Origin of the sequence: uncultured Eudoraea sp., from assembly GCF_947258525.1 — a bacterium.
Lineage (GTDB): Bacteria > Bacteroidota > Bacteroidia > Flavobacteriales > Flavobacteriaceae > Eudoraea.
Genome location: NZ_CAMYIP010000196.1, coordinates 1 through 15096, shown reverse-complemented (window position 1 = coordinate 15096; position 15096 = coordinate 1). Strand labels below are relative to the sequence as shown.

Annotated in this window: 12 protein-coding genes; 6 read left to right on the top strand and 6 right to left on the bottom strand. The window is 37.7% G+C overall.

The annotated features are described in order from the left end of the window. Window positions 1–28: 28 nt before the first annotated feature. The 4 genes from Q0X89_RS14820 to Q0X89_RS14805 all read right to left on the bottom strand — a co-directional run bounded on the left by Q0X89_RS14820 (window position 29) and on the right by Q0X89_RS14805 (window position 6056). Complete coding sequence (locus tag Q0X89_RS14820; protein WP_297695539.1) at window positions 29–1765, bottom strand: alpha/beta hydrolase-fold protein; 1737 nt, start codon at window positions 1763–1765, stop codon at window positions 29–31. An 89-nt stretch (window positions 1766–1854) separates the two neighbouring features. Beyond that, the gene (gene folD, locus Q0X89_RS14815; RefSeq protein ID WP_297695537.1) at window positions 1855–2742 is read right to left on the bottom strand and encodes a bifunctional methylenetetrahydrofolate dehydrogenase/methenyltetrahydrofolate cyclohydrolase FolD; all 888 of its coding nucleotides are present in this window, start codon (window positions 2740–2742) and stop codon (window positions 1855–1857) included. A 30-nt stretch (window positions 2743–2772) separates the two neighbouring features. Further along, window positions 2773–4101 carry a signal recognition particle protein gene (gene ffh / locus Q0X89_RS14810; protein WP_297695535.1) on the bottom strand — a complete coding sequence of 443 codons (1329 nt, stop codon included), beginning with the start codon at window positions 4099–4101 and terminating at the stop codon, window positions 2773–2775. 158 nt (window positions 4102–4259) lie between these two features. Further along, the gene (locus Q0X89_RS14805) at window positions 4260–6056 is read right to left on the bottom strand and encodes a hypothetical protein (protein WP_297695533.1); all 1797 of its coding nucleotides are present in this window, start codon (window positions 6054–6056) and stop codon (window positions 4260–4262) included. A gap of 125 nt (window positions 6057–6181) precedes the next feature. Between Q0X89_RS14805 and Q0X89_RS14800 the strand changes: the two genes are divergently transcribed. From Q0X89_RS14800 to Q0X89_RS14790, 3 genes are all read left to right on the top strand, one after another. After that, complete coding sequence (locus tag Q0X89_RS14800; protein ID WP_297695531.1) at window positions 6182–6679, top strand: sigma-70 family RNA polymerase sigma factor; 498 nt, start codon at window positions 6182–6184, stop codon at window positions 6677–6679. 102 nt (window positions 6680–6781) lie between these two features. Further along, window positions 6782–7696, top strand: coding sequence for a FecR family protein (locus tag Q0X89_RS14795; protein ID WP_297695529.1), 915 nt, complete (start codon window positions 6782–6784; stop codon window positions 7694–7696). After that, the gene (locus Q0X89_RS14790; protein WP_297695527.1) at window positions 7674–10259 is read left to right on the top strand and encodes a TonB-dependent receptor; all 2586 of its coding nucleotides are present in this window, start codon (window positions 7674–7676) and stop codon (window positions 10257–10259) included. The genes Q0X89_RS14795 and Q0X89_RS14790 overlap by 23 nt, the downstream gene beginning before the upstream one ends. On the opposite strand, the gene Q0X89_RS14785 is transcribed toward Q0X89_RS14790, so the two are convergent. Next, window positions 10256–11152, bottom strand: a complete 897-nt coding sequence (locus tag Q0X89_RS14785; RefSeq protein ID WP_297695525.1) for a Brp/Blh family beta-carotene 15,15'-dioxygenase — start codon at window positions 11150–11152, stop codon at window positions 10256–10258. The genes Q0X89_RS14790 and Q0X89_RS14785 overlap by 4 nt on opposite strands. A gap of 98 nt (window positions 11153–11250) precedes the next feature. On the opposite strand from Q0X89_RS14785, the gene Q0X89_RS14780 reads away from it, so the two are divergent. After that, complete coding sequence (locus Q0X89_RS14780; protein WP_297695523.1) at window positions 11251–11982, top strand: bacteriorhodopsin-like; 732 nt, start codon at window positions 11251–11253, stop codon at window positions 11980–11982. 64 nt (window positions 11983–12046) lie between these two features. Here the strand turns inward: Q0X89_RS14780 and argS are convergent, their stop codons facing one another. Continuing rightward, window positions 12047–13834 carry an arginine--tRNA ligase gene (argS, locus tag Q0X89_RS14775; protein ID WP_297695521.1) on the bottom strand — a complete coding sequence of 596 codons (1788 nt, stop codon included), beginning with the start codon at window positions 13832–13834 and terminating at the stop codon, window positions 12047–12049. 163 nt (window positions 13835–13997) lie between these two features. On the opposite strand from argS, the gene Q0X89_RS14770 reads away from it, so the two are divergent. Together Q0X89_RS14770 and Q0X89_RS14765 are read left to right on the top strand one after the other, a co-directional pair. Continuing rightward, window positions 13998–14423, top strand: coding sequence for a hypothetical protein (locus Q0X89_RS14770; protein ID WP_297695519.1), 426 nt, complete (start codon window positions 13998–14000; stop codon window positions 14421–14423). A 3-nt stretch (window positions 14424–14426) separates the two neighbouring features. Further along, the coding region (locus Q0X89_RS14765; RefSeq protein ID WP_297695517.1) for an NAD(P)H-binding protein at window positions 14427–15096 on the top strand (670 nt) is incomplete at its 3' end.

Here is a 15096-nt window from a genome sequence, read left to right as displayed (position 1 = left end):
TATGTCAAAAATGTTACTGCTATAGCTATCAGGGGTATATCCAACTGTTCAGATCAGCTCCGGGAGGCGCACTTTCTGCGATTCGCTTCATAATCTTGGGGACATACATACTATTATATCTTAACCTGGAAATATGGTTGGGCTCCTCCGGATCTCCATTCCAGCAGTGTTCTGCCCTGTCCCCATATAAAACTTCTCCCCCATAATATGGATCAGAGGTATTTTCGAGGAATTCTTCCATTTTATAAACCGCATTGTTTAAATAATAGTTATCCATATCCCCACAGTAAATATTAATCTTGCCTTTTAACTTCTCTCCCAACTTATCCCAGTCCCTTTCCAGAATATGGCGGAGGTCATAATTCTCTTTCCAGTAATTTGCAACCTCCGGATTTATAATTCCGGTCATTTTATCCCAAATTCGCTCAGGGTATCCCTCTTTTCCCTGAGGGGAATAGGTGGCTTCCCAAATATCCCACTGTTGTCCGGAGCGCGATTTATCACCCAGTACCAATTCCAGATAATTCTCGTCCTTAACGGTAGATTGAATCTGGCCTAAATAGTCTCTGTGAGCAGGTACCTCCAATGTTTTATGTTCACTTTTGTAGTAATAGGCATTTTCATCTTCATAGATATTGGTAAGAACGTAAGCACTGAAATCTATTGGATCTGGACAGGCAGCGAAACAGCCATTATATTCTTCCGGGTATTTTACCTGAACCGCGAGAGCCTCCCAGCCCCCTGTAGATCCTCCGTATAAAAAACGAGCCCATCCTTCGCCCAGGCCTCTAAACTCTTTTTCGATATGCGGAATGAGCTCATGAGTTATGGCGTCACCATAAGGACCCTGGCTGGCAGAATTCACTGCATATGAATCGTCATAATAAGGAGTAGGATGCTGTATTTCTATGATCAGGAACCTGGGAAAATCTGGTTCGTTCCATCTTTTGTAAAAATCGTATGCCTCCTGTTGCTGTATGATATTGTAGCCCTTAACCTTAAAGCGATCCGAATAATCCGGTTCAAGGTTTGGATCTGGTGGAACCGTTCGGAATCCTCCAAAATCATCCGGAAAATGCCCATGGAATATCATAAGCGGATACTTTGCTTCCGGATGGTCCTGAAACCCTTTAGGCAATAGTACATGGGCTCCTAAATGCATATCCCTTCCCCAAAACTCTGAAAGCTTTTCGGATCGAATCTTAATGTGTTTTATCCATTCTGTATCTTCGGGTTCTTCAATAGGCGGAATCACCTGATCCATTACAACGGCTATCTCCAAATCACCATTTTCCGGTATGGTAACCTTAAACGGCTTACTATATATATTTCCCGGAGACCTGTTCCACTTCTGGCCTTCGCCATTATCCATGGGTAATTTCACTGTATGACCCGTACTTAAATTAAAGGTTTCATAGACATGCAATAAAGCTTGTACCCAATATTCTCCCGGGGGTACTTCAGACAAACTGGAGTACGGAAATCCAAAGTTTTTGGCATCAAAACTCTGTTCAGAATTGGGTGCCATTCCATCTACATTCATCCCAAAGATTAACTGCGTGTTAAGTCCGCTATTTATCTGAAAACGAGGTTCAGCGTCATCATTTGTAGATAGCATCAATAGTAATCGACCATCCTGCGCCTGAGAACTTATATTATCTGAGAAAGAAACATTAAAATTAATATTGGATGAATTTTCAGAAGCTGACTGACATCCAGACAAGAAAATAAATAAAATACCAAGTAATAAAGCAGGTTTGAACATAGTGATTAAATTTGAGAGAAAAGGTACTCAATTCCGTCAAACCATCAAATTTCTATGTGCAATATTCAGGTCAATTTAAAAAGATAGTTTTACTCTTCTTTTTGTGTTCGCCTTTTTCGTGCAAGGAGTGTATTTTGAAGTAGCATAGCAATAGTCATTGGACCTACTCCACCGGGAACAGGTGTAATATAAGATGCTTTTTTACTAACCGCCTCAAAATCAACATCACCTGTTATGTAGTAGCCTCGTTCTTTACTTTCATCGGGTACTCTCGTAATTCCGACATCAATTATTACAGCTCCTTCACGTACCATATCTTCTGTCAGAAAACCGGGTACTCCCAGGGCAGAAACTATAATATCTGCTTGCAGGGTTAGGGCTTTTATATCTTTGGTCCGGCTATGCGTTAAGGTCACAGTGGCATTGGCAAATTTATCCTTCTGGCTAAGCAATATGCTAATAGGCCTGCCTACAATATGGCTGCGACCAATAACAACGGCATGTTTCCCTTCTACCTCCACTTTATACCTTCGTAATAATTCCATAATACCAAATGGGGTAGCAGGTATAAAAGATTCCATATCCAGGGCCATTTTACCAAAATTTGCAGGATGGAAACCATCTACATCTTTATCCGGATCAACTGCCAGTAAGACTTTTTGTTCATCTATGTGTTTAGGCAAAGGTAATTGCACTATATAACCATCTATTTCGGGGTCGTTATTTAGTTCATTTACAATCGTTAACAATTGTTCCTCTGATGTGTCTTCGGGTAAATGTTTAAGAGTAGATTCAAAACCAATGCGTTTACAGGAGCGCACTTTACTTCCCACATAGGTAAGGCTGGCACCGTCGTTTCCAACAAGGACAGCAGCCAAATGAGGGACTTTCTCCCCTCGTGATTTTATTTCGCCTACCTCAGCGGCTATTTCATCTTTAATTTGATTTGCAATTTCTTTACCGTTGAGAAGGGTCATTTAGTAACTAATTATTAGGTTTAAAAACTATTATTTCATGTTCTGCATCATCTGCATCATCTTTTTACCTCCGCCACCTTGCATCATTTTCATCATTTTGCTCATTTGATTAAATTGCTTTAGCAATTGATTTACTTCCTGTATACTGCGACCGCTTCCTTTGGCGATTCTTTTTTTCCTGCTTGCATCCAGACTTGAAGGATTAGATCTTTCATCAGGAGTCATAGAGTGAATAATGGCTTCAACATGTTTAAATGCATCATCATCTATATCCATTCCCTTAAGGGCCTTACCTGCACCCGGTATCATCCCCATGAGATCCTTCATGCTGCCCATCTTCTTAATCTGCTGTATCTGATTGAGAAAATCATCGAAGCCAAATTTATTTTTGGCAATTTTTTTCTGAATTTTTCGTGCTTCTACCTCATCAAATTGCTCCTGTGCACGCTCTACAAGGGAAATGACATCTCCCATACCAAGTATACGATCGGCCATTCGCGCCGGGTGGAAAACATCTATTGCATCCATCTTCTCACCTGTACCAATAAATTTTATCGGTTTATCAACTACAGACTTAATGGATATGGCTGCACCACCACGGGTATCCCCGTCTAGTTTGGTTAGAATTACACCGTCAAAATTAAGCACATCATTAAATGCCTTTGCCGTATTTACAGCGTCCTGACCGGTCATGGAATCTACCACAAAAAGCGTTTCCTGCGGATTTACCGCATTGCGGATGTTGGCAATTTCAGTCATCATCTGCTCATCAATTGCCAAACGCCCTGCGGTATCAATGATCACTACATTGAAACCATTACTTTTGGCATAGGCCATACCGGCCTTTGCAAGGGCAACCGGATCTGAGTTCTCCTTATCAGAAAACACATCCACGCCTATTTGCTCTCCAACAATATGCAACTGATCAATAGCCGCGGGTCTGTAGACATCACAAGCTACCAATAAAGGATTTTTAGACTTTTTCTGTTTTAGATAATTTGCAAGTTTGCCAGAAAAAGTGGTTTTACCAGATCCCTGAAGACCAGACATAAGTATAACAGATGGATTACCGGAAAGATTAATCCCTTCTGCATCTCCACCCATTAATTGCGTAAGTTCATCCTTAACAATTTTGACCATCAGCTGGCCAGGTTGTAAGGTGGTCAAAACATTCTGACCCAGGGCTTTTTCTTTTACCCTGTTTGTAAATTCCTTGGCAATTTTAAAGTTAACATCAGCATCGAGGAGGGCTCTTCTTACTTCTTTAGTAGTCTCAGCAACATTAATTTCCGTAATCTGTCCATGTCCTTTGAGGACATGTAAAGCTTTATCCAGTTTATCACTTAAATTATCGAACATCTTTTATGTCAATTATGGCGAAGTGCAAATTTAATAATAACAATGGGATGATGGAAGGCTCTTGGAAGAAATATAAAAGAGAAAAGGGTAACTTCTTAAAGAAGCTACCCTTTTCAGCAAAATAGGGGGCAAATAAGGTATTTTAAATATTTTTCCCGTTAAGGAGTTGTGGGTATCCTTTGAAAAATAAGTGTGCTCACTTTTTCCATAGTACCAGGATCATCACTAACATCCTTAAGTATTATTTTATTATCGGTGATTGAATCAAATACCCAATCTTCAGTAAGTTCATCAAGAATATCTACTTCTCCAAAGTTCAGGTACACCTTAAGCTTACCATCACTATTTCTAAGAACTCTCCACAGACCCGGATAAGAAACGCCCATTTCTGAAGACGTAGTGTTGATTAAATTGTTTGCCATGAAATCGAAGGTGTAACCCACATAATTGTCCGTTTTATCAATTTCACCGTCTACATATTCGGCTACTACCCAATCACCTTGCATCATAAAGGTTCTGATCTCAGCAACATCGCCATCATTGGCATTGTCATCACACACTCTCTGCAGAACCAGCTCGTAACCTATCTCTTCAACTTTAAACTTTAATCTGTCATTTCTCAGGTCAGATAAAGGCCATTCAAAGTATACTCCTTCTTCTGATGGCATGTCAATCGCCATGACAAGTCTGCCTTGCTCATTAGTAGTAATTTCCCATAATCCTTCAGAAGTGTTTTGACCATTGCTAAGGGTTACAGTACCCAGGGGTAATCCTTCAGGTAAAAAGTTAAACTCATAACCAAGTAATCTGTCTATCTCCTGGCCATCCTTTATTACCTTTTTTATAACCCAGTTACATTCTTTCAAGATCTCTCTTAAGGTATTGGGATCAGTATCGAAAAGATCACATACGCTATGCATTATAATTCTGTTCCCACCTTCCGCGTAAAGCTTAATCTTACCTTCTCCAATTTCGTATACAAACCATTCAAGGTTAAAATCTACCAATACATCAAATTCAAGATTAAGAAGTATTCCATGATCCGTTACTCGTGTGCTCCAGCCACCCATCAGGCTGTTACCCATTCTATCTTTAACGGTTACACCACCATCTTCAGTAAAGTTCATTACATATTCAAAGTACTGATCTGACTGATTTACTTCATCTCTAATAACTTCATGAATCAACCATGGGCATTCTACCAATAGATTTTCTAAACGTTCCTGAGTAAAATCGTCATCATTATAATCATCATCATCATCCTCGTCGCAAGCCTCCTTGGCCATTTCAATAGCATTTGCCAATTCCGCATTGCTCCTCACTTCAATTTTTGTCCCATCATAAAGCTCCATGGCTACAGGGAAGTCAATCCCGATTAAGTCATTATCGTCCAAACCGGCAAAAAATGTTCTAAGATCTTTATCAGATTCTACAGTAACCGAACCTGTTTCAACCTCATTGATATCAAAAGTGTATATGGTAATAGGGTATACAAAATCTATACATTCTATATCATCATCTTCTCCACCTTCAACACATTGCGCAGCCAATTCGCGCAGGTCATCAATTCCAGCAATTTCAACTTCAGTAAAATCGGCAAGTGTGATAACAATAGGAAAAATGATCTCAAGGAAATCCTCATCATCTACCAATTCATCAAATATTTCTTCAATTAGGTGAAGCCCTTCTTTAGATTCAATGGTAATTTCAACGCCATTTGCTCTGACGGAATATGGAAATTCAAGAGCAAAACAGCTGGCACCATCGACTATATTATCGAAAGAACCGTCATAGGATGCGGTATTTTCAATAAGCTTAGCAGTAGAGGAACTCGCATTTATAGTTTGCTGTTCATCTGGTTGCGGTAATTCTTCAAATGCTTCCTGGCATGCATTAAAAGAAAATGCCGCAACAAGAAGCAGAGTTTGTAGTGAATACTTAAAAAACTTTTTCATAACGATTTGGATTTATTTGTTGTTCGTACAACTCTAAAACAATTACATTTTAAAATACCCTACTCCATTTTTAATTTTTTTTAAAATATCTTTGGCACGAAACCAACGATAAGAACTAAAAAATTATGGACAATGTATGTGAGGAGGAAGTGTTTAGTAGCCTCTTCAAAGCTAATTCCAAAACGGTTTTTAACTATATATATTATAAATTCGGAAACGAAGAGAAGGCCTATGATGTAGTTCAGGAAGCTTTTGTTAAACTGTGGGAGAATTGCGCAAAAGTTAGTGCCGAAAAAGCAAAGTCCTATGTCTATACTGTGGCAAATAACCTTTATTTAAATGTTATCAAAGCAGAAAAGGTCCGTTTAAAGTATGCTAATAAGTCAAATGACACTTCTTATGAATCACCGGAATTCTTGTTGGAAGAAAAGGAGTATAAGGAAAAACTTGATAAGGCCTTAAATAGTCTTCCTGAAAATCAGAGAACCACTTTTTTGTTAAATAGAATTGATGGTAAAAAATATGCAGAAATTGCCGAGATGGAAGGGGTAAGTGTAAAAGCTATTGAAAAGCGAATGCATCTTGCCTTAAAATCACTTAGAGATCAAATAGAAGGTATTTAAATAATATGCAAGGGATTAGTCCCCGGATATTTTGAATTTTTTTTGTTTGAGGGGTAGGGTTTTTTTAGAATTAATTGTTTTAAAGTTATAAAGCTAGAAATCATGCAAGAAAATTACTTAGCGAAATGGCTGAATAATGAGCTCTCCGAGGAAGAACTCGCAGTATTTAAAAAATCTGCTGAGTATGCTTCGTATGAGAAGTTAATCGATGTCAGTGGTGCATTAAAAGCACCGGATTTTGATGTGGATAAGGCCTTGAATGATTTCAAAAACAATACATCGCAGAAAGACGTTAAAGTAATTAAGATGAATCCAATGCGTAAGATATTGCGCATTGCAGCTGCTATCGCAGTAATTTTTGCCGCATCTTACTTTTATATTTCAACTTTAGATGAATCTGTTTCTACTCAATTTGCGGAACGTAGCGAAGTGATGCTTCCGGACAATTCTGAGATTATCTTAAATGCGGATTCGAGGATAACTTACAGCGAAAAAAATTGGGATAAAGAAAGAAATATATCTCTTCAAGGGGAAGCATTCTTTAAGGTTGCCAAAGGACAAAAATTTACAGTCGCCACAAAAGACGGTTTAGTTACCGTATTGGGTACGCAGTTTAATGTTGAAAATAGAAAAGGATTTTTTGAGGTTACCTGTTATGAAGGCCTGGTGAGTGTTATGTTTAATGGTCAGGAAACAAAACTTCCTGCCGGTAATTCTTTTATGGCCATAAACGGTAATGTATTGAAAACGGAAGCTCCTGTAAATACTATTCCTTCCTGGATGAGCAATGAAAGTACTTTTAAAAGTATTCCTTTGAAGTATGTCCTGAATGAGTTTGAAAGACAATATAATATTGAGGTTAAAACTCAAAATATTAATCTTGAGCAATTATTTACCGGCTCTTTTAGCAACACAAACATAAATTTGGCGTTACAGAGTATTAGTACTCCTTCTCAGATAAAGTATGAATTAGAAGGGAACAACGTGCTATTCTATGCCGAAAACGCGCCTAAATAGTATACTGCTTTTATACCTAATACTTTTGCTTGCCCTTTTTTCTGGAAGGGCACAGGTAAAAACCTTCCCAAAAAATATTAGCCTGGTTACCTATATCCGGCAGTTAGAGAAGGATTTTGATGTCAAATTTTCTTACGTTGACGAAGATCTTCAACCTTTACAGGTGAGTACTCCCGAAGGTGGTTCTCTTGAGGATATTTTAGATAATATTCAGAATCAGACCCAATTAATAATAAAGAAGCTAAGCGACCGCTATTATACACTATCCAAAAGTACAACAGTAGATATATGCGCATATATCCTGGATAATTACAGTGAGAATAGCGTCCCGGGTGCATCGGTAGAAGTATTGGGCAGCAGTATTTCTACAATAACAGATATGAACGGCCGGTTTGCCCTGGATAATATTCCGCGAAAAGCTTCCATTAGAATAAAACATATAGGATTTAAACCAAAATATGTAACCGCTGAGAATCTGGTAAGTAAAAATCCCTGTACCAAGCTCTTATTTAGCCTTAACTATCAACAGCTGGACGAAGTTGTGATTTTTAAATTTTTGACCACGGGCCTTACCAAACAAACAGACGGCAGTATTACGCTTAATACTGAAGATTTCGGTATTCTTCCGGGACTTTTAGAACCCGATGTCCTTCAAACCGTGCAGGCCCTGCCTGGAATAAAAAGTATTGATGAAACTGTATCGGATATCAATATAAGAGGAGGCACAAACGATCAAAACCTCATTCTATGGGATGATATTAAAATGTATCAATCCGGTCATTTTTTTGGATTAATTTCTGCCTTTAATCCCTATTTAACAGAGCATGTTACCATAATTAAAGATGGGACAAGTGCGGAATATGGAGATGGGGTAAGCGGAATCATAAACATGCAATCCAAAAATAATATTGAGGGGGATTTCTTTGGAGGAGCCGGCTTTAATATGATTAGCGCAGATTTTCACGGACAAGTCCCAATTTCAGATAAATTAGCGTTTCAATTCTCAGCCAGGCGTTCCATAACAGATCTTGTAAACACTCCTACTTATAATCAGTTTGTTAAAAGGGCCTTTCAGGATACAGATATTGAGAGTTTTTCGGGCCAAAGCAATACTGATATCAATCAGGATGAAAAATTCTTTTTCTACGATTTTACTGCCAAAGTATTATATGATATTAATGACCAGCATAAGGCGCGATTTAGTTTTATTAATATCAACAACAACCTGGACTATACAGAAACTTCAGTAAGTGCTGCAAGAACAGACGAGAGTAACCTGAATCAAACAAATCTTTCCTTTGGAGGAAATCTTGAAAGTGAATGGACGGACAGGTTCTCAACAAAATTAAATGCTTATTATTCTAACTACAATCTTGATTCTGAAAACCGAATAAATAATGGGCAACAAATCCTTGATCAAAGAAATGAGGTAATTGAGACCTCCGTTAAGTTAAATACCAATTACCAGCTCACTCCTACGCTGGACTGGCTAAATGGATATCAATTTTCAGAAGTGGGTATCTCCAATTTTACTGATGTAACACAACCACCCTTTGAGAGTAATATCAAAGGCGTAATACGCACAAATTCTATATATAGTGAAATTTCCTATGCCTCACCCAACAAGAAACTAGTCGCAAGAGGAGGTGGTCGATTGAACTATATTGTAAATGTGCAATATTTTGATGAAATTATTGTCGAACCTCGTTTAAACCTTAGTTATTCCATCTATCCAAATTTTCAATTAGAAATAAAAGGGGAGTTTAAAAACCAGACTACTAATCAGATAATAGATTTGGAACAAAATTTTCTTGGTATTGAAAAAAGACGATGGATGTTATCTAACAATAAAAATGATACAATTCCGGGAAACCCAAATTTGCCTATTGTAAAAAGCAAACAGGGTTCAATAGGGCTCAATTATGATAAGGGAAGATGGTTCGTTGGCCTTGAAGGGTACTATAAAGAAGTAAATGGTATCAGCACAGTAACACAAGGCTTTCAGAACCAAAACCAGTTTAATGGTGAGATTGGAAAATATGATATAAAAGGACTCGAATTTCTAATAAATTATAAAAATGCCTATTTCAGTACCTGGTTTAGCTATGCCTATAATTTGAATAATTACACCTTTGAAGATATTGTGCCGAATGTATTTCCAAACAATCTCGATATTCGCCATACCATGACCTTTGCCGGAACCTATACATATAATAACTTAAAGCTTAGTCTTGGAATAAATTACAGAACCGGAAAACCTTATACGCAACCAATTGACGGGCCAAATTCTGTAGATTTTACAACTTTCCCGGCATCGATAATTTATAAAGAACCTAATAGCAGCCGTTTACCAGATTACCTTAGAGCAGATGCCTCGGCGATTTATAATTTTAATATTTCAAAAAGAGTAAAAGCTACCGCCGGAGCTTCAATCCTCAATATTTTTAATAAAGAAAACATATTGAATACCTACTACAGTTTAAACGATCAAGATGAAATAGTTACCATTGAGAGTGTCTCTTTAGGCTTTACACCTAATGTAAGCTTCAGAATTAGTTTTTAACTTTTGTTCAGTCCGGATATTACCAGTACATGCGGAAATGTAATTGCCGCCAGGAAAGAGAATAAGAAGGGAATAAAACCCTCACTACTTCCATCAATGAAAAAAAACAAAATTACAAGTGTAATTACAGACGCTAACCAATAAATCAAGGACGATCTCACATATTTCATAAAGTGTTTTCTTGACAGATCGCCATACAGATATGTGATCTGGTCTGCCAGTGACGGGATGGCGTGCCATAAAATAAAAAATATGGCGAAAGCCCAAAGCAGAGATGCGGTATTAAAAATAATGAAGAACACCAGTAAATAAAATAATTCAAGAAAAATATTGATTTTACTTTGTTTATATTTTATCAGATATAGTACGACAAATATAAAAGCGGATATTCCTAGTGTTATCCGGTAATACGCATTATCTATATAGAACCCAATGATGTCAAAAATAATGTCACTCACCTCTGTATGATGAGCTGCAAACAATAGAAATAGGATAACTAGTCCGTAAGCAGTATAAAAAAAGATTAGGAAAAGTTTATTGCCCCTAATTTTCGAGATCCAGTGCTGTTCACCAAAATGGTATGCACTGAAAAGAATAAATAAACCCAAAGCAACGCCAGGGAGTATATAAAACAACGCAGCTACGCTAAGTACAAAAAGGACGTAATAGGCAAGTATTCGAAAAAAATCATAAGGTTTAGATTTCTTTTTAGCTTCAACCTGTAACAATTTAATGTCATTGGCACCATGAAGCATTCCGAAGGAAAGGATCAGAATATAAGCAAGTAAATTTTCTACAGCATGCTCAAAATATACCGCTAGCCACAATGAAAAAAAGGTGGCAATAAGCGTGGCACCCTGCAACTTCGTAAAATCTACCTCTTTATTTTCCAAATTTAGCAATATTGTTCAATTATTTTAACATATTATTAAACATTTTATGTTTAACTTTTAACTAGTTTAGCTGAACAAAATTAACTAAATAAATTCATATGGAAAATTTTTTATTATCATTCCCCTTGATTGCCAAACTAGCCACCAATGACTATGTGGGCTTTACCTTTTTTGTAGGTTGTATGGCCATGATGGCTGCATCAGCCTTTTTCTTTTTGTCAATGAACAGTTTTGATAAAAAATGGAGAACATCAATCCTAGTTTCAGGATTAATTACTTTTATCGCTGCAGTACACTACTGGTACATGCGTGATTATTGGGCAGATTTCGGAGAATCGCCTACTTTCTTTCGCTACGTGGACTGGATTCTTACGGTGCCATTGATGTGCGTTGAATTCTTTTTAATCCTCAAGGTTGCCGGAGCAAAAAGGTCTCTTATGTGGAGGCTTATTGTTCTATCTGTAATTATGCTTGTTACAGGTTACCTGGGAGAAGCCGTTTACAGAGATGCCGCTTGGTTATGGGGTCTTATTTCCGGTATAGCTTACTTCATAATTGTTTATGAAATATGGCTGGGTACTGCAAAGAAGCTCGCTGTACAAGCAGGAGGACCTGTACTACAGGCCCACAAAATGCTTTGTTGGTTTGTACTTGTTGGATGGGCTATATACCCATTAGGTTATATGGCAGGAACACCAGGATGGTATGAAGGTATTTTTGGCGGACTTTCTATGGACGTTGTATACAATATAGGAGACGCTATCAATAAAATTGGTTTCGGCTTAGTGGTATATAACCTTGCAGTAGTTGCTACTTCAGAGAAAGCGTAAGAGAAATAAAATTTGTAGGAGATGTGCTATGCACATCAAAAAGACCGCCCAAAAGGCGGTCTTTTTACATTCGTACAGGTACTTCTATGCCCAGAAGTTGAAAAGCAGATTTAATTACCTCACCTACCTTTTTAGCCAGTTGTACCCTGAATATCCTTATCGCTTCCTCTGACTCTCCTAAAATAGAAACTTGCTGGTAAAATGAATTGAACTCTTTGACCAGATCATAGGAATAGTTAGCGATTAAAGCCGGGCTGTAATTTTCAGCGGCCAGTTGAACGGTTTCAGGATAGATTTCCAACAATTTTATTAATTCCTTTTCTTTAGCATGCAATTCGAGATCCTTTTTAAGTGGATTTAATAAGTCATTAGCGCTTAAATTGGCCTTCCGAAGAATAGATTGAATCCTGGCATAAGTATATTGGATAAAAGGACCCGTGTTTCCCTGAAAATCGACCGATTCTTCCGGATTGAATAAAATTCGTTTTTTAGGATCAACCTTTAATATGTAATATTTTAACGCTCCGAGACCAATGATGCGATATAATTTTTGCTTTTCTTCTTCAGAGTAATCATCAAGTTTCCCCAATTCCTGAGAGATTTTTGCAGCGGTGTTCGTCATCTCATCAATCAGATCATCTGCATCCACTACAGTTCCTTCCCTGCTTTTCATTTTGCCTTCCGGCAAATCTACCATCCCGTAACTCAGATGGTATAAATGTTCGGCCCAGGAATAACCTAGTTTCTTTAGTATAAGAAATAATACCTTAAAGTGATAATCTTGTTCATTTCCCACAGTATAGACCATTCCGCCGATATCAGGAAAATCCTTTACACGCTGAATCGCGGTGCCTATATCCTGTGTCATATAAACAGCGGTACCATCTGCCCTGAGAACAATTTTCTCATCAAGCCCCTCATCGGTGAGGTCTATCCACACACTCCCGTCTTCCTTTATGTAAAATATACCATTTTCTATTCCTTCAGCAATAACGTCTTTTCCAAGCAGGTACGTCTCACTCTCGTAATAGAGCTTGTCAAAATCTACACCCAGATTTGCGTAAGTTTTGTCAAACCCATCATATACCCAGCCATTCATTTTCTTCCAAAGCGAAACTACTTCAGAATCTCCTGCTTCCCACTTACGGAGCATTTTCTGGGCTTTCAAAAGCATCGGAGCTTCGCGTTCAGCCTGTATTTTATCCATCCCCGAGGCGATAAGATCTTGAACTTCTTTCTTATAAACCTGATCGAACTTAACATAGTACAGGCCCGTTAATTTATCCCCTTTTAATCCCGTGCTTTGGGGAGTCTCGCCATTCCCAAACATTTGCCAGGCAAGCATACTTTTGCAAATATGTATACCCCGGTCATTAATAATCTGTGTTTTATAAACCTTATTGCCATTGGCCTTTAGAATTTCTGCCACGGAATAACCGAGTAAGTTATTTCTTATATGACCGAGGTGCAATGGTTTATTGGTATTTGGGGAAGAATATTCAACTAAGACGGCATTGCTCTCCTGCTCGTGCTTACGTCCATAACTATAATCATCCTTGATAGAATTAAAGAATTTTGTGTAATAAGAATCTGAAATTACCAAATTCAAAAAACCCTTTATTACATTGAATCCCTGAACCTCATTTAGTTCACGCTCCAGATAGGAGCCTATTTGGATCCCAATTTGTTCAGGATTGCCCTTTACATAGCGAAGCATAGGGAAAACGACCAGAGTTATATCTCCTTCAAAATCCTTTCTTGTAGGTTGAAATTCTACTGTGGGTAATGAAATATTATAGATCGAAGCCACAGCCTCTATCACTTTTGTCTGAATTACCTCCTGAATATTCATAAAATTTACCCAATTAAGGCTGCAAAACTAATGAATTTTTAGACTTTTATAGTTCGAAGCTTTTAGTGATTACAAAAATATACAGTTTTAGGCGTCTTTTTTGGTAATTGCGTAATTCCGGAAATTTGGCCCTTGCGAAAAAATATAGAGTAAAATATAAACCATGTTGGTAAACGTATCTTACAACAATAGTGATATTACACGGAAAATTGATAGCGAAGTAGGTAAACCTTTTACTTTAAGAGAACGTTGGGCAATGAATGGAATAGGCTCTCCCAAACTAATTATTACGGAAACGAGTATAGAAATTAGGAACCTTCTGCTTTTAGATAATAATCTGAATAGCTGCAATGTGGAAATGCGTCCAAAAGGGATAATCGTGCGATTCCGTTCCCTTTTAGAGACCTATGCTCTGGTCATACCATATTATAAGCTTACTATTTATAAAGGTGATTTTGCGGTTTATTCAATTTTTCGCGACCATTACTTTATAAAAGTAAAATCAGATACCAAAGCCATTCAGAAATTCTTTAAAAAAATACTGGATTTTAAAGCGGACAATTTACCTACTTCTGTAGAAGATTTGTAAACGATGAAAATACTTTTAACCGGAGCTAACGGATATATTGGAATGCGATTACTACCACACTTGCTGGAAGAGGGGCATGAATTAATATGTGCAGTTAGAAACAAAGAACGGCTTTCCATAGATTCTGAGACCCAATCAAAGATTTCAATAGTTGAGATCGATTTTTTAGAACCCGTCGAAGAGGGAAAAATACCTTTGGATATTGAAGCCGCCTATTTCCTCATCCATTCCATGAGTACATCCACCCGCGATTTTGATGAAATGGAAGCCAAAACCGCTTATAACTTTAATAACTACGTCAATAAGACCAAGGTAGAACAAGTAATTTATTTGAGTGGTATAGTTAATGATCAAAACCTGTCTAAACATCTATGGTCCAGGAAAAATGTTGAAGAGATCTTATCGCAAGGTGAATATAACCTTACGGTTCTAAGAGCAGGAATTATTGTAGGATCGGGAAGCTCGTCTTTTGAAATAATTCGCGACCTCTGCGAAAAACTACCGGTAATGATTACACCTAAGTGGGTCCTTACTAAAACCCAGCCTATTGCTATTAGGGATGTTATGCATTTTCTAACCGGGGTGCTGGGTAACAGAAAAACATATAATAAATCTTTTGATATTGCCGGTCCGGATGTACTTACCTATAAGGAAATGTTACAGCGCTACGCGC

What these genes read in the sequence shown, in the direction of transcription:
- Q0X89_RS14795 (WP_297695529.1), top strand. Translation starts at nt 6,782, where the DNA reads ATGCAAGAAAATTACTTAGCGAAATGGCTGAATAATGAGCTCTCCGAG.
- Q0X89_RS14780 (WP_297695523.1), top strand. Translation starts at nt 11,251, where the DNA reads ATGGAAAATTTTTTATTATCATTCCCCTTGATTGCCAAACTAGCCACC.
- ffh (WP_297695535.1), bottom strand. Translation starts at nt 4,101, where the DNA reads ATGTTCGATAATTTAAGTGATAAACTGGATAAAGCTTTACATGTCCTC.
- Q0X89_RS14790 (WP_297695527.1), top strand. Translation starts at nt 7,674, where the DNA reads ATGCCGAAAACGCGCCTAAATAGTATACTGCTTTTATACCTAATACTT.
- folD (WP_297695537.1), bottom strand. Translation starts at nt 2,742, where the DNA reads ATGACCCTTCTCAACGGTAAAGAAATTGCAAATCAAATTAAAGATGAA.
- Q0X89_RS14820 (WP_297695539.1), bottom strand. Translation starts at nt 1,765, where the DNA reads ATGTTCAAACCTGCTTTATTACTTGGTATTTTATTTATTTTCTTGTCT.
- Q0X89_RS14800 (WP_297695531.1), top strand. Translation starts at nt 6,182, where the DNA reads ATGGACAATGTATGTGAGGAGGAAGTGTTTAGTAGCCTCTTCAAAGCT.
- Q0X89_RS14770 (WP_297695519.1), top strand. Translation starts at nt 13,998, where the DNA reads ATGTTGGTAAACGTATCTTACAACAATAGTGATATTACACGGAAAATT.
- Q0X89_RS14805 (WP_297695533.1), bottom strand. Translation starts at nt 6,056, where the DNA reads ATGAAAAAGTTTTTTAAGTATTCACTACAAACTCTGCTTCTTGTTGCG.
- argS (WP_297695521.1), bottom strand. Translation starts at nt 13,834, where the DNA reads ATGAATATTCAGGAGGTAATTCAGACAAAAGTGATAGAGGCTGTGGCT.